General features: G+C 69.9%; 14 protein-coding genes. 4 read left to right on the top strand and 10 right to left on the bottom strand.

Translation table 11 applies throughout. The features are described from left to right. Positions 1–13 precede the first annotated feature (13 nt). From ACODT0_RS14265 to ACODT0_RS14240, 6 genes are all read right to left on the bottom strand, one after another. Positions 14–646 carry a hypothetical protein gene (locus ACODT0_RS14265; protein ID WP_261205675.1) on the bottom strand — a complete coding sequence of 211 codons (633 nt, stop codon included), beginning with the start codon at positions 644–646 and terminating at the stop codon, positions 14–16. Continuing rightward, complete coding sequence (locus ACODT0_RS14260) at positions 643–2,043, bottom strand: cytochrome-c peroxidase (RefSeq protein ID WP_489041540.1); 1,401 nt, start codon at positions 2,041–2,043, stop codon at positions 643–645. Before ACODT0_RS14260 ends, ACODT0_RS14265 begins: the two co-directional genes overlap by 4 nt. Before the next feature lie 179 nt (positions 2,044–2,222). Further along, complete coding sequence (locus tag ACODT0_RS14255; RefSeq protein ID WP_057594805.1) at positions 2,223–4,682, bottom strand: alkaline phosphatase family protein; 2,460 nt, start codon at positions 4,680–4,682, stop codon at positions 2,223–2,225. Positions 4,683–4,945: 263 nt separating this feature from the next. Beyond that, positions 4,946–6,382 carry an MFS transporter gene (locus ACODT0_RS14250; protein ID WP_296736955.1) on the bottom strand — a complete coding sequence of 479 codons (1,437 nt, stop codon included), beginning with the start codon at positions 6,380–6,382 and terminating at the stop codon, positions 4,946–4,948. 229 nt (positions 6,383–6,611) lie between these two features. Continuing rightward, complete coding sequence (locus tag ACODT0_RS14245; RefSeq protein ID WP_296736913.1) at positions 6,612–9,425, bottom strand: sensor domain-containing diguanylate cyclase; 2,814 nt, start codon at positions 9,423–9,425, stop codon at positions 6,612–6,614. Between the two features lie 165 nt (positions 9,426–9,590). Next, positions 9,591–10,301, bottom strand: coding sequence for an FMN-dependent NADH-azoreductase (locus ACODT0_RS14240; protein ID WP_489041539.1), 711 nt, complete (start codon positions 10,299–10,301; stop codon positions 9,591–9,593). Positions 10,302–10,428: 127 nt separating this feature from the next. Here ACODT0_RS14240 and ACODT0_RS14235 point away from each other — a divergent pair, with 127 nt between their 5' ends. After that, positions 10,429–11,379, top strand: coding sequence for a LysR substrate-binding domain-containing protein (locus ACODT0_RS14235; protein WP_489041538.1), 951 nt, complete (start codon positions 10,429–10,431; stop codon positions 11,377–11,379). Here the strand turns inward: ACODT0_RS14235 and ACODT0_RS14230 are convergent, their stop codons facing one another. Further along, positions 11,380–12,012, bottom strand: a complete 633-nt coding sequence (locus ACODT0_RS14230; RefSeq protein WP_489041537.1) for a TetR/AcrR family transcriptional regulator — start codon at positions 12,010–12,012, stop codon at positions 11,380–11,382. A gap of 95 nt (positions 12,013–12,107) precedes the next feature. Here ACODT0_RS14230 and ACODT0_RS14225 point away from each other — a divergent pair, with 95 nt between their 5' ends. Continuing rightward, on the top strand, positions 12,108–12,974 hold the full coding sequence (locus ACODT0_RS14225) for an NAD(P)H-binding protein (protein WP_489041536.1): 867 nt from the start codon (positions 12,108–12,110) through the stop codon (positions 12,972–12,974). Next, positions 12,971–13,450 (top strand): anthrone oxygenase family protein, encoded by a 480-nt coding sequence (locus ACODT0_RS14220; RefSeq protein ID WP_489041535.1) that lies wholly within the window; start codon positions 12,971–12,973, stop codon positions 13,448–13,450. The genes ACODT0_RS14225 and ACODT0_RS14220 overlap by 4 nt, the downstream gene beginning before the upstream one ends. Before the next feature lie 133 nt (positions 13,451–13,583). Here ACODT0_RS14220 and ACODT0_RS14215 read toward each other — a convergent pair whose 3' ends face one another. After that, positions 13,584–14,489 carry an SDR family oxidoreductase gene (locus ACODT0_RS14215; RefSeq protein ID WP_057594811.1) on the bottom strand — a complete coding sequence of 302 codons (906 nt, stop codon included), beginning with the start codon at positions 14,487–14,489 and terminating at the stop codon, positions 13,584–13,586. A gap of 204 nt (positions 14,490–14,693) precedes the next feature. Here ACODT0_RS14215 and ACODT0_RS14210 point away from each other — a divergent pair, with 204 nt between their 5' ends. Further along, positions 14,694–17,471, top strand: a complete 2,778-nt coding sequence (locus ACODT0_RS14210) for an ExeM/NucH family extracellular endonuclease (protein ID WP_489041534.1) — start codon at positions 14,694–14,696, stop codon at positions 17,469–17,471. Between the two features lie 40 nt (positions 17,472–17,511). On the opposite strand, the gene ACODT0_RS14205 is transcribed toward ACODT0_RS14210, so the two are convergent. Together ACODT0_RS14205 and ACODT0_RS14200 are read right to left on the bottom strand one after the other, a co-directional pair. Further along, positions 17,512–18,450, bottom strand: a complete 939-nt coding sequence (locus tag ACODT0_RS14205; RefSeq protein ID WP_489041533.1) for a glutathione S-transferase family protein — start codon at positions 18,448–18,450, stop codon at positions 17,512–17,514. Between the two features lie 35 nt (positions 18,451–18,485). Next, positions 18,486–20,135: an isovaleryl-CoA dehydrogenase gene (locus tag ACODT0_RS14200; protein WP_489041532.1), complete on the bottom strand. Its 1,650-nt coding sequence runs from the start codon at positions 20,133–20,135 to the stop codon at positions 18,486–18,488. Positions 20,136–20,154 lie beyond the last annotated feature (19 nt).

Genomic DNA, 20,154 nt, shown 5'->3' with positions numbered 1-20,154 from the left:
GCCAAGGCGGGGCTCAGTGCAGGTCGAGTTCGTCCGCGACCCAGCCGCGCCGCGTGAGGTGGACGCCGAGGCGCATCTGCATCGTTCCCTCGCGCTGGATCGCGCGCGCGAGCAGCGGGAAGGCCTGCTGCACCTCGGGCGCGGCGGCCCAGGGATCGAGCGCGATGCGGTAGGTGAAGAGCAGCGAAGTCGTCGTGCGCTCGTCGCGGGTCTGCGGCGGGTCCCAGCCGACCAGGCGGTCGAGGCTCAAGGTGGCCGCGCAGAGGTCGCCCGGATGCACGACGGTCTGCGTGGTGGTGCGCACCACCACGGGCACCTGCAGATAGTGCTGGCGCCCCGTGTCGGTCAGCGCGTATTCGCGCGCGGCCGCGACGTCCTTGCCGGTCACGAAGCCCAGCTTCTCGAGCAGCGGCATCTGCTGTGCGTCGGGCGCGTTCGATCCGGTCGCGACCTTGATCGGCCAGTCGTACTTGGCCAGGCACACGTGGCCGCGCTGCGCGAGGTAGTCGGCGGCGGCCGCGGTGAAGTTGTCGCGGTTAGGCAGGCGCGCCTCCTCGTTGCCGCAGGCAGCGAGCAAGACCATCGGCAACGCGAGGCAGGCGGCGATGCCGAAGCGCCGCCAGGGGCTGGAGCGCGGGGCCGTCATTTCGCGCACCTGTCGGAGGCCGAGGGCGTGGCGCCGGGTTGGTAGCCATCGCTCAGCGTACCGAGGAAGCAGGCCAGGTCGGCGATCTGCTGCGGCGTCATGGCCGGCGCCGAGCCCGGCGTGCGTGGCTGGGTGCCGCTGGCCAGCGTCTTGTCGCCGCCCTCGCCCGTGCCCAGCGGCACTTCCTCGTCGATGTTGCCCTGCTGCGCGCGCGGCAGGTCGTTGTACTTGCGCACCGTCGCGCCCGGCACGGCCGTGGGCTGCAGCGCCCAGGCCGGATTCGCCCGCGGCGCGCCACTGCCGTCCTTGTCGGCCGGATACCAGTACTCGGGATGGGTGTCGCGCGTGTTGTAGAAGTTGAGCACCTGCTCCATCGAATGGAACACGCCGTTGTGGAAGAAGCTGCCGCGCGTCGCCACGTTGCGCAGCACCGGTACCTTGAACATGCCGCAGTAGGGGTTCGCCGTGTCCGCCGTGGCCGGCATGTGGTCGGTGCGGAAGGGACCGCAGAGGCCCATGTCGAAGTACTTCGGGTCGTCGTTGGCCGGAATCGGATCGGGATTGTTCGGGATCGAGCGGTCGTTGCGCGGCGCGCCGAGCGCCTGGTAGGTGAAGTCGCTCATGAGGCCGGTGTTGCCGTTGAAGTTGGCGCCCGTGTAGTGGCAGCCCGAGCAGTTGGCGACGCCGCTGCTGTGGAACAGCACCTCGCCGCGCCGCTCGGCGGGCGTCAGCACGCCGCCGATCTTGTTGAAGACATAGAGGTCGTACTTGCTGCTGTACGGATGGAAGCTCAGGTCCTCGGTCTCGAGGGCCTGGATCGCCTTGCCGAGCGCATCGAAGGCCTGGTCGGTGTCGTCGAACACCCTGGCGCCGAAGGCCTGCTGGAACAGCGCCGCATAGCCGCCCTCGCGCACCGCCTTCACCAGCGCCTCCTTCGAGGCGGCATTCATCTCGACCGGGTTGAGCAGCGGCAGCGCGGCCTGCGCCGCCATCGTGGCCGCGCGGCCGTCCCACATGAAGCCGCCGCCCGGCGATTCGGAGGTCACGCCGTCGGGGTTGGGCGCGTTGTCGTCGTAGGCCGGCGTCGATTCGCGGTAGCGCAGCGAAGGCACGGCGCGCGCGCCGGTCTGCGCGATGTCGGAACCGAGCTGCACCGAGATGCTGTTGGGTGGACCATAGGCGTACTGCGGGTCGTGGCAGCTCGCGCACGACATGTTGCCGCCGCCCGAGAGCCGCTTGTCGAAGAAGGCCAACTGGCCGACCTGGGCCGGCAGGCTCAGCACCTGGGGACGCGCCGCGACGGCGCCCTTGGCCGCCGCCGGGTCGGTACTGTTGCAGGCCGCCAGGGCCCACAGCGCGGCCGCGAGCACCATGCCGAGCGCGACCGTCTTTTCCATTGCCAAGTTCATCATTCAACGTTGCATCCCGCGAAGGCGGCCGGGCCGCCTTGCGGGATTTCGGAAACCTGAAACGCCAGATTCCAGACGGTCCGCAACGGATCCCGTCTGGAATGGCATGAGGGGAACCGACCCGCGGGGCGAGGCGATCCACCTCGCCCCGCGGATCGTCCTTCGGCTTACTTCGTCGCCCAGACGTTGGCCTGCGTCGCGTCAGGTCCCACCTGCGGCGTGATCTGGCCTTCGAGCTCGTTGCCCTTGTCCGGATTCTTCACGCCGACGATATCGGCCGGATAGAGCTTCTGCGTATAGCCCGCCGGAATCACGTAGGCATGGTTGATCGGCCGCACCGAGTCGAAGTGCGTGTCCGCGCTGCCCGAGTACTCAGGCAGTGCCGCGATGTTGGCCGTGATGAAGGCTTCGGTGTACTTGGCGCGGTTCAGGTAGCTCGCATCGACGGCCGGGTCGGCGATCTGGAACATGTCCTGCAGCGTGCGCACGAACGAGAAGTGGCTGTAGGCATCGCTGTCCACCACCTGCTTCTTCGCACCGCCCACGTCCTGCTGGTTGCTGATGATCCCGAAGATCGAGTTGCCGTGGCCGAAGTTGCCGCCGGCATAGTTGGGCGGCGGGGCGGTGGGCAGGGCCTTTCCGCTCGCGTCCACGGTCACTGGCGCGGCGCCGGAATTCGAACCTCCCGCGTTCCAGCCGCAGCACGAGCCGTTGTTGCCGCCTTCGCCTTCGTCGTACATCACGACGATCGCGACGCGCTTGTTCGGGTTCTTCCACAGCGCCGAGTTCTGGATCTTCTTGACCACCATGCCGAGGTAGATGTCGGCGCGCTGCACGCCATTGGCCTGGCCGCTGTTGGCGCTCACGCAACTGGTGTCCTGGCCGACGCCGTGCATGTCGTCGCACTGGTCGGGCACGACGAAGTTGATGTTGCCGACATCGCCGGTCTCCAGATCCTTGCTGAACTGGTCGTAGATCCAGCCGCTGGGGATGCCGTAAACCGAGGTCTTGAGCCAGTCGGCTTCCTGGTACTGGGTGCCGAAGATGGTGCGGTTGGTGGCCACGAACTCGGGCAGGTTGCGCGCATCCTGGAAGGCGATCGACGGGCCGTGCTTGACCTTGTAGAGACCGTTCCCCACCGCGTAGTTGTCCGAGCCCTTGAGGCTGGGCGTGGAGCCGTCGAGGTTGGTGATGCCCAGCTTGGCTGCGTCGTAGGTGGCGGCGACCTTCGAATCGGCGATGCTGTCGGCGCGCACGTCCTGGCCGGGGTTCATCGATTCGCTGTAGGTGCGGATCGTGCGGCCGGTCTTCGACATCAGCGTGAACAGGTTGTCGCCTGGGATGTTGTGCACGGTGCCGCCGGTCGGCGTGTCGCTGCAGGCTTCGCCCTTGGTCGTGCTGTAGCCGGCACGGGTGGTGCTGTTCGCCGGCGGTAGGTTGGCCTGCGTGGGCAGGGGCTGGCCGTCGGACGCCGTACCACCCTTGAACTCGACGTCGGTGACCGCGTAGGGCGTGCCCGCGACGGCGCCGCAGCCGAACCAGTTGTCGTCGTGGATGCCGAAGTCGTCACCACCGCCCAGCGCGGTGTAGTTCGGCTCCGACGGATTGCCGGTCGAGTAGTAGGTGCTGAGCTGGTTGTACTTCTTGAGGATGTAGTTGATGTTGACGGCGCGCGGGTTGTCCACGATCACGTCGGTCGACTTGTTCTCCTCGATGATCACGAAGATGTTGTCGTAAGCCGGCACGCCTTCGACGTTGAAGGCCGCCTGCTGCGCCTGCGCGAAGGTGATCGGCGCCTGCTTCTGCAGCGGCTGCGAGCGCGCGACGCTGCTGCCGTCCTTGTTGCTGAGGGTCACGCCCGACAGGCCCACGAGGCGCGGGTCGCCGCCCGCCACCGCGAGGTGGTCGGGGAACATGTCCTTGCGGTCGAGCTTGGCCGTCGCGTAGGTGTAGCGGTTGGTGAGCTCGTTGTCCTGGTACAGGGCCGCGTACTGGTCGGTGCCCTTCAGGCCGTTGACGTCGGCCAGCGGATCGGTGAGCGCGGCCGTGCCGAGGTTGAAGGTGGGCACGTTCAGGCGCGCGAGCAGGTTGGCCTTCTCGGCCTTGTAGCTGCTGCCATTGGCTTCCACCAGGCGCTGCGCTTCGCTCGACAGCGGGCTGATGACGATCTTGGCCGCGCCCTGGTCGGCGATCTGGTCGGCCGAGGCGCGCAGGATCAGGTGGCTCGCGACCTTGGCGCCGGTGGCCGTGTTGGTCGCCGAGGTGCCGATGTCGGCCACGAGCTGGCCTCCCTGGGTGGTGGTCAGCGTGAACTTGCCGCTGGCATCGGTGGTGGTCGAGGCTTCGCCGCTGTCGAGCACGCCGTTGCCGTTGGCATCGACGAAGACCGTGGCCTTCGCGTAGTAGCCGGCCTTGAGCGTCGGGTTGCCCGAGGCGCTGCCCGGCACGAAACCGCTGGCGGCGACCACGCCGCTGAGCGTGACGGCGTTGCCGCCGCTGCCGTCGCCGGACGGCAGGAACGCGACACCGCTGCCGCCACCGCCGCCGCAGGCGGTCAGCACGGAGGCTGCGAGCACCGTGAGCGCGGGGCACAGCAGGCCGGTCTTGATCTTGTGGATGTTTTTCAAAGTCGACTCTCGATCGTTGGGGAATGCGAACGGACGCACGGATTCGCCGAATCCGGCGGCCCTTGATTCAAGGACCGGTCGATGGTGGTTTTGCCAAATGTCAGTCCGAAGGCAGCAGACTTAGGCGCGCATTAGCGCTTTCTTTCGCCTTCGGAAACAGCGCGCGCAGGCGCGCGCACGGCGTGCGCGGCACGTCGCAGAAGCAACGGATTTGCGGTTTCGCGCCCCGTGGTCAGGGCGCGGTCAGCAAGCCTGGGCGGCCGCTATTTCGGCGCGGCCTCGCGCCGCGCGAGCGCGTGCATCTGGGTGGCCTCGCGCGGCAGCCACAGCGAGAGCGCGAACACCGCGAGGCCCACCACCAGCATCATCACGAAGGTCAGATGCAGCGAGCCACCGAGCGCGAGCCGCAGCGCCGCGTCGCCGGCCGCGGGCGAGGCCGGGCCCTGCAGCAGCAGGCGCAGTTGCTCGTCGGTGAAGGCGAGCCGGCCGTCGGCACGCGTGAGGCCGAAGTTGAAGACCGCGCCGAAGAAGGCCGCGCCCAGCGCGCTGCCGAGGTTGCGCGAGAACACGTTGGAAGCGGTGGCGCTGCCGCGCTGCGCGACATCGACCGACTCCTGGATCAGGATCAGCGAGCTCAGGCTCAACAGGCCCATGCCCAGGCCGATGACGAACGAGCCCACGCCCGCGAGCACCGGCGTGCTGCCCGCGGCGAGCAGCACGAAGCTCGAGCAGCCCACGGGGATCAGCGCCGCGCCGGCCACGAGGATGCGCCACAGGCCCACGCGCTGGAAGATGCGCGAGGTCAGCGTGGCGCCGATCGGCCAGCCCAGCATCACCATGGTCAGGGTGAGGCCCGCCGTGACCGAGGAGCGCTCGAGCACCACCTGCACGTACATCGGCAGGAAGGTGGTGATGCCGATCAGCACCATGCCCGCGAGCAGGGCCGCGCCGTTGACGGTGGCGATGACGCGCGCGCCCCAGAGCTTGAACGACACCATCGGGTCGGCCGCGCGGCGCTCCTGCCAGACGAACAGCACCAACGTGAGCGCGAAGGCCGCGGTCCAGCCCCAGGCGGAGGCGTCGTTGCCGATGCCGAACTCGGTAAGCGCGATCATCAGCGCCGCGATGCCGGCGGCGAACAGCACCGCGCCCACGATGTCGATCGAGGCGCGGCGCGTGGCCGGCGCTTCGTGCAGGAAGGCCCAGAAGCCCAGCGCGGCGGCGAGGCCGATCGGCACGTTGATCCAGAAGATCCAGGCCCACGAGAGCTTCTGCACGATCAGCGCGCCGAGCATCGGCCCGAGCACCGCCGACACGGCCCACACGCTCGCGAGGTAGCCCTGCACCTTGCCGCGCTCGCGCACCGGATACAGGTCGCCCACGATGGTCAGCGCCACCGGCTGGATGGCGCCGGCACCGATGCCCTGGATCAGCCGGAAGCAGATCATGGCCGGCATCGACCACGAGAAGCCCGCGAGCAGCGAACCGACGAGGAAGATCGCGATGCCCGCGAACATCACTGGCTTGCGGCCGTAGAGGTCGGAGAGCTTGCCGAAGACCACGGTCATCGCGGTCTGCGCGAGCAGGAACGAGGCGAAGACCCAGCTGTAGAGGTGCAGCCCGCCGAGCTCGGAGGCGATCTGCGGCATGACGGTGGAGACGATGGTCGCCTCGATCGCGACCATGGCCATCGACGCCATGATCGACGCGATGACCAGCGCGCGGTGGGTGGTCTTGGTGGGAGGAGCTTCGGGTGTCACGCGGGACTTCCTGGAGGCGCGGTGCGTCGAGGCACATCGGGGCGCGGGAAGCGCACGGGGCACGGGCACGGTTTGCGAAGGGCTGCATGCTATAGCCATCACGAGCCCCTGTCCGCCGCTCGGACTCTTCGCAGGATCAGGCAAATGGCGCGGGCGCCCTGCCCCGGCTTCAGCCCTCGCCTTCGGGCGGCCCGAGGAAGGACGGCTGCGACCGCGGGAACACGGCCTTGCCCTGGCTGCCCTCGCCCGGCGCGAAGAAGGCGTAGCGGTTGCGCCCCGCGGCCTTGGCGGCATAGAGCGCGCCATCGGCGCGCGCCAGCAGCTCGGCCGCCGTGACCGCAGACTCGGCCGGGCCGTGGAAGGCGATGCCGATGCTGGTCGCGACCTCGATGCGCTGGCCGTCGACCGTGAACACCGGGCGGTTGATGCGCTCCACGATCTTCGAGGCCACGGCCGCGACCGATTCGCGCTGCCGGATGTTCTCGATCACCAGCACGAACTCGTCGCCGGCCAGCCGCGCCGCCATGTCGCTGGCGCGCACGCAGGCCTTGAGCCGGCGCGCGTACTCGGCCAGCACCGCGTCGCCCACCGCATGGCCCAGCGTGTCGTTGATGGCCTTGAAGCGATCGATGTCGAGGAACATCACGGCCAGCGAATGGCCGGTGAGCCGGCTGCGCAGCACGGCGTCGGGCAGGAACTCGTTGAAGGCCAGGCGGTTGGGCAGGCCGGTCAGCGTGTCGATGCGCGCGAGCTCGATCAGCTGGCGCTCCACCAGCTTGAGCGCCGTGATGTCGAGCGCCAGCGAGAAGATGCCGTGCGTGCTGCCGTCGCCGCGCGTGTCGGGCACGTAGATCACCTGCGTGACGCGGTCGTAGCCCGCGCGCTGCGTGCGCGCCTCGAACTCCACCTTCTCGCCGGCCAGCGCGCGCGCCAGCATCGGCCGGCGCGACAGGTAGACCTCGCGGCCCGCCACCTCCTCGAGATGGCGGCCTTCCACCTGCGAAGGCTCGAGGCCCAGCCATGCGTGGCTGGTGGCATTGGCGAAGGTGATGCGCTCCTCGCGGTCGATGTAGGTGATCAGCGCCGGCATGCTGTTGGTGATGGCGCGCAGCCGCAGCTCGCTCTCGGCGGCGCGCAGCTCGGCCTCCTTCAGGGCCGTGATGTTGAAGGCCATCAGGTAGAAGCCCAGCACCTCGCCCTCGAGGCTGATGTCGGCGATCAGGTGGGTCTGGAAATGGCCGTCGCTGCCGTGGATCGGCGCATCGACCGGGAAATGCGCGTTCTTGCCGGCCAGCACCGAGGGCAGGTGCGGTCGGATCTGCGCATACACCGCCTCGCCGAGCGAGGAGCGCAGGCTCACGCCCGCGAGCGGGCCGTCGAACAGGTCGGCCAGCTTCCGCGCGCGGCTGTTGGCGAACAGGCAGTTCTCGTCGCGGTCGAAGTAGCCGACCAGCGCCGGAATGCTGTTGGTCACGTCGCGCAGCCGGCGTTCCTGCTCCGTCAGGGCCTTGCGCACGTTGACCTCGTCGGTGATGTCGAAGGTCATCGCGAACACGCCGCGCACCACGCCCTCGGTGTCGCGGTCGGGGATGTAGTGCGCCTTGTAGGTGCGGTCGCCGACGCCGCGCGCGGGGTTGCCGGCCTTCTCGACGATCACGGTCTCGCCGCGCAGCGCGCGTTCGTAGTACGGCGCGACGACCGCGAAGTCCTCCGCGCCGCGCGCCTCGGGCATCGCGCGGCCGACCAGTTCGTCGTCGTCGTGCATCGCCTTCACGTGCGCATTGACGAAGGTGTAGCGCAGCGAGGCATCGACGTGCGAGACCAGCGCCGGGATGTTGTCGGCGATGGTGCGCACCTGGGCCTCGGAGCGCGCCAGGCTCAGTTCGCCGGCGCGCTGCTGCGCCATCAGCTGGTCGAAGCTGCGCGCGAGCTCGCCGATCTCGTCCTGCGCATAGCGCGCCGGCGGCTCGGGCACGCCGGCGGCCGGATCCTGCGCCGACTGCATGCGCCCGTGCAGCGCGGCCAGCGGCGTCAGGCGCCGCCGCACGAAGCCCAGCGCGAGAGCGCCCGCGAGCAGCGCCGCCAGCAAGCCGCCGCCGAGCGCCACGCGCTCGATCGCGTCGATGCGCGCGAAGGCCTCGTCGCTCGGGTACATGGCGCCGACGATCCAGTTGGTCTGGTCGGTGCGCTGGAACGCGAACAGGCCCCGCACGCCCGACTCGTCGGTGCCTTCGCTGGTGCCCTCGAAGCCCGCGATCGCGCGCCGGATCTCGGGATTGGCGCCGTTCTCGGTCGGCAGCCGGTTCAGGATGAGCGCGGCGTCGGGATGGTCCACCACCACGCCGTCGGCCGTGAGGATGAACAGGTAGCCGGTCTTGCCGAAGCGCACGTCGGCCAGGTCGCCGAGGATGTTGCGGTCCTTGAGGTTGAGGGCGCCCGACACCACGAAGCGCACCTTGCCCTGCGCGTCGAGCACCGGCTCGGTGATGGCGACCTGCGCCAGCCCGTTCAACCGGTTGCGGTAGGGCCGCGAGATCAGGCCCAGCCCCGACTGCACCGTCTGCTGGAAATAGGCGCGGTCGCGGATGTTGATGGTGCCGACCTGGCTGGCATTGCTGAGGTTGGCGACCAGGTTGCCCTCGAGGTCGAGGAAGGCCACGTTGTCGAAGGCCAGGCGCAGCGACTTGTGCTGCTCGAGGAAGGCCTGCAGCGGCCGGCCGTCCTGGAAGTTCTGCGCCTCGACGCTGTCGACGAAGGTCTGCAGCAGGATGCGGCGGCTGCCGAATTTCTGGTCGACGCCGGTCGCGATCGAGGAGACGCGCGCGAACTGCTCGCCGGTGATCGAGGCGCGCAGGCTGCCGCGCACCAGTTGCAGCGCGACCATCGCGATCGCGACGGTCGCGGCCAGCACCACGGCGGCGACGCCGAGGCTGACGCGGGTGTGGAGTCCGAAACGGCGATGGAACGGTCGCGAAGGGGTCATGAATGAGATGAAGGCCAATGGCGCGCCGGGGTTCCGTGCCGGCTCGTGCGACCTGGGGCGAGTATCGGTGCGTTCGTCGGTCAGCGGAAGGTGAGAAACGTCATGCACCTCCGCTTCCCGATACGCGGCGGCGGCCCGAACGGATGCAGCCGCCGCGCCCGGCCGTCAAACGGCGATGGCGGGCCGCCCGGCCGCCGGCGCCGTCACCGCCCCGGCCAGCGCATCCACCATCGCATCGACCTCGGCCTCGGCCCGGGCCAGCGAGTCGGCCAGCAGCGCGCCGCCGAACTCGTCGCCCTCGGCCGCGGCTTCGTGCACCTCGGTCAGGCCGATGTACGAGAAGGCCGTGCGCACCATCGCCTCGCCATGGTTCATGTGCGCGATGCGCCCGCCCGGACCGTAGCCATGGTCGCCGCGCGCGCCCAGCAGCACCAGGCGCTTGCCGGGCGGCAGCATCGGCCAGTACGGCACGGCGCCGCGCGCGCGGTCGAAGCCGAAGGTGCGGCCCACGCGCACCACGTTGTCGATCCAGGCCTTGAACTGCGCCGGCACGCCGAAGTTGTACATGGGCAGGCCGACCACCAGGAGGTCGGCCGCCAGCAACTGGTCGACCAGGCGGTCGCTCTCGGCCAGGCGCTCGGCCATCCAGGGCTCGCGCTGCTCGGGCGCGGTGAAGGCGGCATGGATCCAGCGCCCATCGACGAAGCCCGGCGGCTGCTGGCCGACGTCGAGGTGCTCGACCGCGTCGCCGGGCCGCAGGGCCTGCCAGCGCTCGACGAAGCGGGCCGACAGGCGGCGCGAGTGGGAGCCATGGGGGTCGGTGCCGGAACGGCCTGGGCGGGCGCTGGTGTCGATGTGGAGCAGTCGGAGGGACATGGTCGGTGGTCCTTGATACGAGTGAATGGATGTCTTTCGTCTCGCGATGCCAGAATGGCGATCAACCGAGGCGTACCCAGAATCTATGGGCCCCGCCGTCCCGTCACAAACGATCGTTTCTCCTCCAATGAACGAGCTGGATTCATCCGTTCGCCCCTCCCGCCGGCTGCCGCCGCTGCAGGCGCTGCGCGCCTTCGAGGCCGCGGCGGCGCACGGCAGCTTCCTGCGCGCGGCACGCGAGCTGTCGGTCACGCCCTCGGCCATCAGCCACCAGGTGCGCGCGCTCGAGGACACGCTGGGCCAGCCGCTGTTTCGCCGCCTCACGCGGCAACTGGCACTCACGCCCGCCGGCGAGCGGCTGTTCGAGGACCTGCGCCAGGGCTTCGACGCGCTCGAGGCCGGCGTCGAGCGGCTGCGACGGCCGGCCGCGACGCAGGCCGTGACGCTGAGCACCAACACCGCCTTCGCCGCGCGCTGGGTGATCCCGCGCATGGCCGCCTTCCGCGCGGCCTGCCCGGGCATCGAGCTCAGGCTGCATGCGAGCGACACGGTGGTCGACCTCGCGCGCGGCGAGGCCGACATCGCGGTGCGCCTGGGCAGCGGCCGCTGGCCGGGCCTGGCGGCGCGCGCGCTGATGCCCGAGCGCTACGCGCCGCTGTGCAGCCCGATGCTGGGCCTGGCGCGCGTGGAAGACCTGCCGCGGCACCGGCTGATCCATTGCGACTGGCAGCCGCAGGCCCATGCGCCGGCGCTGTGGCCGCGCTGGTTCGAGGCGGCGGGATTGGCGCCGCCGCGCGGCCGCTCCGCGAGGCAGGCGGCGAAGGAGGCGCCGGAGGCCGAGCTCTCGTTCTCCGACGAGACCCATGCGATCCTGGCCGCGCTCGGCGGCCATGGCGTGGCGCTCCTGAGCCTCACGCTCGCGGCCGAGGAACTGCGCAGCGGCGCGCTGGTCCAGCCCTTCGGGCCGGCGCTCGATACCGGGCGCTACTTCCTGGCCACCGCGAACGGGCGCGAGGACGAGCCGGCGGTGCGCGCGGTCTGGGACTGGATCGCGTCGCAAGCACAGCCGGCTGGCTGATCAGTCCTCGAAGGGCTCGGCGATCTCGCGCAGCGCCATGCGCTTGTAGGCCGCGACCAGCGCCGCGCCCTCCTCGCTCGCCACGCCGATCGCGAGGCGGATCGTGGCCTCGCCGAGTTCCCAGATCAGGAAGGCCGACTGCTCGATGCGCTCGCGCCCCGCGTCGCCGTGCACCTTGCGCATCGCCTCGGCCAGCATCGCGCCGGCAATGCGGCTCTCGGCGATCTGTAGCCCCAGCAGTTGCTTGTCGGCCTGCATGCCGCTCCAGATGTCGCGCATCACGGGCCGCGCGACGACGATCTCGAAATAGCGGTCGACCAGCGCTGAGAAGGCCAGCCGCAGGCTCGCGAGGTCGTGCACCTCGCGCAGGCCCTCCTCGATGCAGCCGCGGCTGTGCAGGTTGATGCGCTCGGCCAGCACGCGGATCAGCGAGCTCTTGTCGGGGAAGTACTGGTAGAGCGAGCCGATCGAGATGCCGGCGCGCGCGGCCACCTCGCTCATCTTCAGCGCGTCGCTGCCGCCGCGCCCGATCAGTTCGGACGCGCATTCGAGGATCAGTTCGACCCGCGCCTTGCTGCGCTCCTGCGTCGGGTTCTTGCGCGCGGCGGGCGCGGCAGTGGCGATCTGGTTCATGGCGAAACGGGCTCGAAAAAACAGTTGACGCTCGAAATGTGAGGAAATATCATTTTTTACGTGAGCAGTCCTCACATTAACCGAAGGAGTCCGAGATGGCAATCGATCAGGTGCAGATGCGGGACGATGCGCGTCCCATCCTCGTGCTGGGCGCTCACGGCAAGACCGGCGCGCGCGTGATGGCGTTGCTGCGGGCCGCCGGCCACGCGGTGCGCGCCGGCTCGCGCGGCGCCCGTCCCGCCTTCGACTGGAACGACCGCGCCACTTGGGGCCCGGCGCTCGAGGGCGTGCGCGCGGTCTACATCGCCTACCAGCCCGACCTCTGCGTGCCCGGCGCGGTCGAGACCGTGCGCGCCTTCTGCGAAGCGATCGCGCGGGCCGGCGTGCGCAAGGCCGTGCTGCTGTCGGGCCGCGGCGAGCCCGAGGCCGAGGACGCGGAGAACGCGCTGCGCGCCAGCGCGCTCGACTGGACCATCGTGCGCGCGAGCTGGTTCTTCCAGAACTTCAGCGAGAACTACTTCCTCGAGGAGATCGCGGCCGGCGAGCTCACGCTGCCCGAGGGCCTCGCGCCCGAGCCCTTCGTCGACGCCGACGACATCGCCGAGATCGCGGTCGCCGCGCTGCTCGATCCCGAGGGCGGGCGCCATGGCGGCCAGCTCTACGAACTCACCGGCCCCGAGGCGCTGGACTTTCCCGAGGCGATCCGCCGCATCGGCCAGGCCGCCGGCCGCGACATCGGCTGCCGCATCGTGACCATGGACGACTACGCCGCCGCGCTGGGCCAGGCCGGCCTGCCGGCCGATCTCGCGTGGCTCGTGATCTACCTCTTCAAGACCGTGCTCGACGGCCGCAACACGCCGGTGGCCGACGGCGTGCAGCGCGCGCTGGACCGCCCGCCGCGCGGCTTCGCCGAGTACCTCGCGCGCACCGCGCCCACGGGCGTCTGGGGAGCCGCGTCGTGAGCGGCAAGCTGCTGAGCGCGCTGGTGCTGGCCGGCGCGCTGTCCAGCGCGCTCGTCGCCGGCATGTTCTACGCGTTCTCGTCCTTCATCATGGCCGCGCTGGCACGCGTGCCGCCGGCCGAGGGCATGCGCGCGATGAACGCGATCAACGTGACGGTGATCACGCCGAGCTTCATGGCGCTGTTCATGGGCGCGGCCGTGCTCGGCATCGCTCTCGCGATCTGGTCGCTGTTCTCGATCTCGCAGGCCGACTCGCAGCTGGTGCTGCTGGGCGCCCTGCTCTACCTGCTCGGCTGCTTCGGCGTGACCATGGCCTTCAACGTGCCGCTCAACGACCAGCTGGCCGCCGCGCCCACCGAGGCGCTGTGGCACAGCTACCTGCGGACCTGGACGATGTGGAACAGCGTGCGCACCGCCGCGGCCGCGCTGTCGTCGGCGGTGCTGGTGGCGGCGGCGCTGCGGCAGGCCGCGGGTTGAAGGCGGGAGCGGGCAGCCGAACGCAGAGGGCGCGAAGGTTTCGCAGAAGTCGCAGAAGGAACAACCAAAAAATGGATGTTCTTCTGCGACTTCTGCGCTCCTTGGTATTCCTTCTGCGTTCGGCTGTCCGAATTCAAGGCGCGCGCAACTGCTCGCGCAGCCTGGCGCCGATCTCGGGCCGCTCGAGGAAGGGATCCGCGGGGTTGGTGATCGAGACGATGTTCTCCATGCGGCTGCGCACGTTGCCCAGCGCCTTCGGGTGGCTGAACACGTAGAACTGGTTGGCGCTGATCGCCTCGAAGACCTTGGCCGCGACCTCGGCCGCCGTGATCTTGCCGCTGCTCACCGCCTTGTTGCTCATGGCCTGGCCGATCAGCTGGCTCTTGGTGAGCTCGCTCTGCTTGGGCGCGTCGGGCCGGTTGCGCTCGCTGCTGGTGATGCCGGTGGGCACGAAGTACGGGCACAGCAGGCTGGCGCCGATCTGGTCGGTGACCAGGTTCAGGTCCTGGTACATGGTCTCGGTGAGGCTCACGACCGCGGCCTTGGCCGCGTTGTAGATGCCCATGTTCGGCGGCGTCAGCAGGCCGGCCATGCTCGCGGTGTTGGTCACGTGGCCGCGGTACGAGGGGTCCTTCGCGGCGGCCTCGAGCATCATCGGCACGAACAGGCGCACGCCGTGGATCACGCCCCAGAGGTCGACGCCGAGCACCCAGTCCCAGTCGGCCACCGTGTTCTCCCACACCAGGCCGCCCGCGCCCACGCCAGCGTTGTTGAAGACGAAGTGCGGTGCGCCGAAGCGCTCCTTCACGGCGGCGGCCAGCGCTTCCATCTGCGCCGCGTCCGACACGTCGACCTTGCGCGCCAGCACCTGCGCGCCGGCCGCTTCCATCTCGGCCTTCGCCTTGTCGAGTGCGTCCTGCTGCACGTCGACCAGCACGAGGTTCATGCCGCGCGCCGCGCCGATGCGCGCGCATTCGAGTCCGAAGCCCGAGCCCGCGCCGGTGAGCACGGCGGTCTTGCCCTTGAAGTCCTGAATCATTGGATACGTTCCTTTGGAATGGCTCTGCGCCGAGCATTAGAGCGCGTCGGCGCGCACGCGGCTGTCGTTCGGGCGACGCATCGCGAAGCCTTTGGTTTACGCATGGGCCGGCAGCGCCGAAGGGTGTCTCCGAAGCTACATACAAGCTGCCTATAAACCGCCGCAGCCCGCTCGCCGGTCCTTCATTCCATCCAGAAAATTTCCATGATCCATGCAGCGCCGAGGCCGACCTGGCAACTCAGAACTTTGGTACTCGCGGCAGTCGTCGCGCTGAGCGCCTGCGGCGGCGGTGGCGGCGGCGGGGGTGTCTTCCCCTTCGTTCCCCCGCCCTCCTCCGATACCGCGCCGCCCGCGGTGCAACCGCCGCCGGCCCCCCCGCCGCCCACCTGCGCGGCCGCCGTGCCGGCCGACGCGCCGCTCGCGGCCATTCCCGCCGTGCAGGGCACGGGCCACCTGAGCCCGATGGCGGACCAGGGCGTGACCGTGCGCGGCGTGGTGGTCGGCGACTTCCAGGCCACCGGCACCGGCGACACCAGGCTCAACGGCTTCTTCGTGCAGTCGCTGGTGCCCGATGCCGATCCGCTGACCTCCGAAGGCCTCTTCGTCTACGCGCCGGCCAATGCGACGCGCGTGGCGGTGGGCGACTACGTGCAGGTCTCGGGCACGGTCACCGAGTTCGGCCAGACCGCGGGCGCCAACGCCAAGCCCGACAGCATCACGCAGATCGCGGGCACGACCGACAAGCCCGTGGCCATTTCCATCTGCGGCTCGGGCCTCGCGATCGCGCCGACCCCGATCACGCTGCCGGTGGCCGACGAATCCACGCTCGAGCGCTATGAAGGCATGCTGGTCGAGATCGCGCAGCCGCTGGCCGTGTCGGAGCTGTTCGAGCTGGGCCGCTACGGCCAGCTGGTGCTGTCGCTCAACGGGCGCCAGTTCAACCCCACCAACGGCAACGCGGCCGCCACGCACGAGCAGAACCTGCTCGCGCGCATCGTGCTCGACGACGGCTCGTCGCGCCAGAACCCGAACCCCATCCCCTACCTGAGCGCCGCGGGCACCGACGGCACGCGCCGCATGGGCGACACCACGCAGAAGGTCACGGGCATCCTGAGCCACAACTTCGCGGCCTACCGGATCCAGCCGACCGAGGCGACCAGCTTCGCGCAGGCCAACCCGCGCCCGGCCACCGCGCCCGCGGTCGGCGGCACGCTGAAGGCGGCGAGCCTGAACGTGCTGAACTACTTCACCACCTTCCAGAACGGCGAGAACGCCGCGGGCCAGACCGGCCAGGGCTGCACGCTCGGCAGCGAGGCACCGAGCGCGGGCAACTGCCGCGGCGCCAACAACCGCGCCGAGTTCGATCGCCAGCAGGCCAAGATCGTGGCCGCGATCGCGGGCCTCGATGCCGACGTGATCGGCCTGATGGAGATCCAGAACACCGACGTGGCGACCGACAACCTCGTGGCCGCACTCAACGCGAAGCTGGGCGCGGGCACCTACGCCTCGGTGCGCAGCGGCAGCTTCGGCACCGACGCGATCAAGGTCGACATCCTCTACAAGCCCGCCAAGGTGCAGCGCGTCGGCGGCTTGGTGTTCCCCACCGGCACCGACCTCGCGGACTACGTCGCGCCCAGCGGCCGGCCGCCGCTGGCGCAGCGCTTCAGCGCGGTGGGCAACCACGGCGGCTTCTGGTTCGTGGTCAACCACCTGAAGAGCAAGGGCAGCTGCCCGAGCACCGGCGACATCGACCTGGGCCAGGGCTGCTTCAACCTCGCGCGCACGAAACAGGCGACGGCGCTCAACAGCTTCGTCGCCAAGCTCAAGGCGCAGGGCGAGGCCGACGTGCTGATGATGGGCGACTTCAACAGCTACCTGCTCGAGGACCCGACCAAGGTGCTCGAGTCGGCCGGCAACGAGAGCCTGCTCAAGCGCATGCCCGCCAACGACCGCTACACCTACGTGTTCGGCGGCGAGACCGGCGCGCTCGACCATGCCTATGCCTCGGGCTCGCTCGCCACGCAGGTCGCGGGCGTGGGGGTGTGGCACATCAACGCCGACGAGCCGACCGCGCTCGACTACAACACCGACTTCACGACCGACGACCGCTACGCGCCCACGCCGTACCGCGCCTCGGACCACGACCCGGTGCTGGTGGGCCTGAACCTCGCGGCCGACACGGCCGTGACGCTGCCGATCCTCGGCGGCACCATCCCCGCGACCGCCCGGGCCGGCGAAAGCTACGGCGTGACGATCACCGAGGCCCTGCCCGGCGGCAGCGCCACCCTGACTTCGCTCTCGGTCGACTGGGGCGATGGCAGTGCCCCGACGACCGCGCCGGGCGCCGGCACGGTGACGCATACCTACGCGGCCGCGGGCAGCTTCGACGTGGTGATCACGCTGACCAACTCGGCGGGCCAGACCGCCACGCGCTCCGGAACCGTCGCTGTCAGCAAGATCGTGGTGGTTCCGCCCGGCCCGCCCGACCTGTTCTTCAGCGAATACATCGAAGGCAGCTCGAACAACAAGGCGATCGAGCTCTACAACCCGACCGCGGCGACGCTGGACCTGAGCCTCTACACCGTCAAGCTGTACTCGAACGGCGCGAGCACCGCGACCAACACGCAGGTGCTCAGCGGCACGCTGGCACCGGGGGCGACGCTGGTGCTCTCGAACAGCGGCGCCACCACGCCCTTCAAGCCCGCGGGTTCGATCGTCAGCAGCGTGGTCAACTACAACGGCGACGATGCGCTGACGATCGAGAAGTCGGGCACGGTCATCGACCGCATCGGCCAGGTCGGCGTGGACCCCGGCACCGAATGGAAGAGCGGCAGCGTGAGCACGCTGGACCAGACGCTGCGCCGCAAGCCCACCGTCAAGGCCGGCGACCGCAATCCCCTGCTGCCCTTCGATCCGGCGGAGCAGTGGGACAGCTTCCCGATCAACACCTCGGACGGCCTGGGCTCGCACACGGTGAACTGAGCGGGAGCGCCGGGCCGGCGATCGACGGCCCGGCGGTTTTTCAGCCCTCGGCTTTCTTCAGCACGTAGCCGATGCGCGGGAAGTGCACGTGCACCCGGCCCGTGCGTTCGCCGTTGCGCTCCAGCGTGTAGTGGGTGCGCGTGGCCGCCACCAGGATGCCCGGCGTTTCCTCGAGCCCGAAGCTCTCGGCGCGCAAGGTGACGGCGCTGCCCAGCGGAATGCCGTGGTCGTCCTGGAAGGTGCTGTCGGTCAGCAGCGAATGCGGCGTCGCGGCCTTGGCCACGGCGATCGCTTCCTCCGCGCCGAACTTCTCGGGCGTGCCATGGCCGATGGCCGCCATGCGGTTCATCCAGTCGACCACCGCGGGCGTGAGGTCGAGGATGCCCTTGACCGCCTCGATGCGGCGCGTGTACCACAGCGGGTGGTAGGCCGAGAAGTCGGCGATGCAGGGCCCCTCGCCGAGCAGGAAGGGCTTGTCGTCGAGCATGTCGGACAGCCGGCGCAGGTACGACTTGTAGGCGCTGGTGGCGTCGGCCGGGCGCAGCCGCGTCATGTTGCCGGCGCTCATCTTCGCGCGGTCCTCGCCGAAGGTCTTGGCGGCCTCGGGCGGCGCCTTGGCGAACACCTCGGCCGCGCCCTTGGGCTGCAGGTTCCAGGCCATCGCGGCCCAGAACAGCGTGGTGTCGGCCCACTGCGCGAGGATGCGCGACATGCCCTTCTCGGGCTCGGGGTAGAGCGTGGGCGCGGGCTGCAGGTGCTCGAGCACGTCGGCGATCAGCGCGCTGTCGCAGTAGATGTCGGCGCCGATCTGCAGGAACGGCGTCTTGCGGTAGCCGCCCGTGAGTACCTCCACGTCGGGCTTGGGCATGATCGGCGGGATGAAGACCGACTTCCACGGCAGCTGCTTGGCGCCGAGGATCAGGCGCACCTTCTCCGAGAAGGGCGAGGTGGCGTAGTGGTGCAGGATCAGGTCGGCCATCGTGGTTCTTTCGTTGAAGGAGGGAAAGGTTTTTTCTAGACGGGTTGGGCGCGCCGCACGATCGCATCGAAATCGGTGCCCGCGCCCAGCGTGCCGAAGGCATGGCCCCAGTCGCCGCCCAGGCGCGAGGCGCAGAACGCGCCCACCACCGCCGGCGGCGCGGTCTGCGCGAGCAGCGAAGCCTGCACGGCCAGCGCCACGTCCTGTGCCAGACGACGCGCCTCGACCTCGGAGGCCATCGCCTCGATGCGCGCGGGCAGCGCGTCGGCCAGGCGGTCGAGCGCCGCATGCTGGCCGCGCGCTGGCGCCAGTTCGTGCGCCAGCGCCGCCACCGCGTCGCCCTTGCGCAGGCCGCGCAGCAGGTCGAGCGCCATGATGTTGCCCGCGCCCTCCCAGATCGAGTTGAGCGGCATCTCGCGGTAGACGCGCGCCATCACGCCCTCGCCGCCCTCCTCCACGTAGCCGTTGCCGCCCAGGCATTCCATCGCTTCCTGGCCCAGCAGGCTGCCGCGCTTGCAGATCCAGAACTTGGCGACCGGCGTCAGCAGGCGCGCCATCAGTCGCTCGTGCTCGTCGGCGGGCCGGTCGAAGGCGCGCGCGAGGCGGATCGCGAGCGCGGTGGCGGCCTCGCTCTCGAGCGCCATGTCGGCCAGCACGTTCTGCATCAGCGGCTGCGCGATCAGCGGCTTGCCGAAGGCGCTGCGCTGCGCTGTGTGGTTCAGAGCCAGCGCGAGCGCCTGGCGCATCAGCCCGCTGGTGCCAAGCGCGCAATCGAGCCGCGTCATCGTGCCCATCTCGAGGATCTGCGGAATGCCGCGGCCCTCCTCGCCCACCAGCCAGGCGCTGGCGCCATGGAACTCGACCTCGGAACTGGCATTGGCCTTGTTGCCGAGCTTGTCCTTCAGGCGCTGGATGCGGATCGCGTTGCGCGTGCCGTCGGGCAGCACGCGCGGCAGGAAGAAGCAGCTGAGCCCGGCCGGCGCCTGCGCCAGCACCAGGAAGGCATCGCACATCGGCGCGGAGAAGAACCACTTGTGACCCGTGATCTCGTAGCGCTCGCCCCAGCCGTCGCTGCCGGCGCGCACCGCCTTCGTGGTGTTGGCCCGCACATCGGAGCCGCCCTGCTTCTCGGTCATGCCCATGCCCATGGTCACGCCGGCCTTGTCGGCCACCGGCTTGAGCGCGGGGTCGTACACGAGGCTGCCGAGCTTCGCGCCCCAGTCGGCATGCACGGCCGCGTTGTCGCGCAGCGCCGGCGTGGCCGCGTAGGTCATCGAGATCGGGCACAGCATCGAGGGCTCGAGCTCGGTGAAGAGCATGAAGCCCGCGGCGCGCAGCACATGGGGCGACGCGGCCGCGCCGGGTTCGGCGCGCCATGGCGTGCCATGCAGGCCCGCACCCACCGCCGCGGTCATCAGCAGGTGGTAGCTCGGATGGAACTCGACCTCGTCGATGCGCCGACCGAAACGGTCGTGCGTGTGCAGCTCGGGCGTGTGCACGTTGGCCAGCCGCGCATGCGTCTGCATCTCGGCCGAACCGAGCGTTTCGCCCAGTTGCCGCAGCGACTCCGTCGGCAACTGTGGCGCATTGAAATTCAACGCATCGCGCAGGGGCCGGTGGGTGTCGAAGAGGTTGTAGCCGGCCAGTGGTGCCGGCTGGTTGAATACCTCGTGGGTCGCGTCCATGCCGGCTCCTTCGCGTTCT

The sequence above is a fragment of the Variovorax sp. FG153 genome, assembly GCF_057809595.1.
Note: the sequence above shows the minus strand (reverse complement) of the source record. Positions and strands in the feature narration are given on the sequence as shown.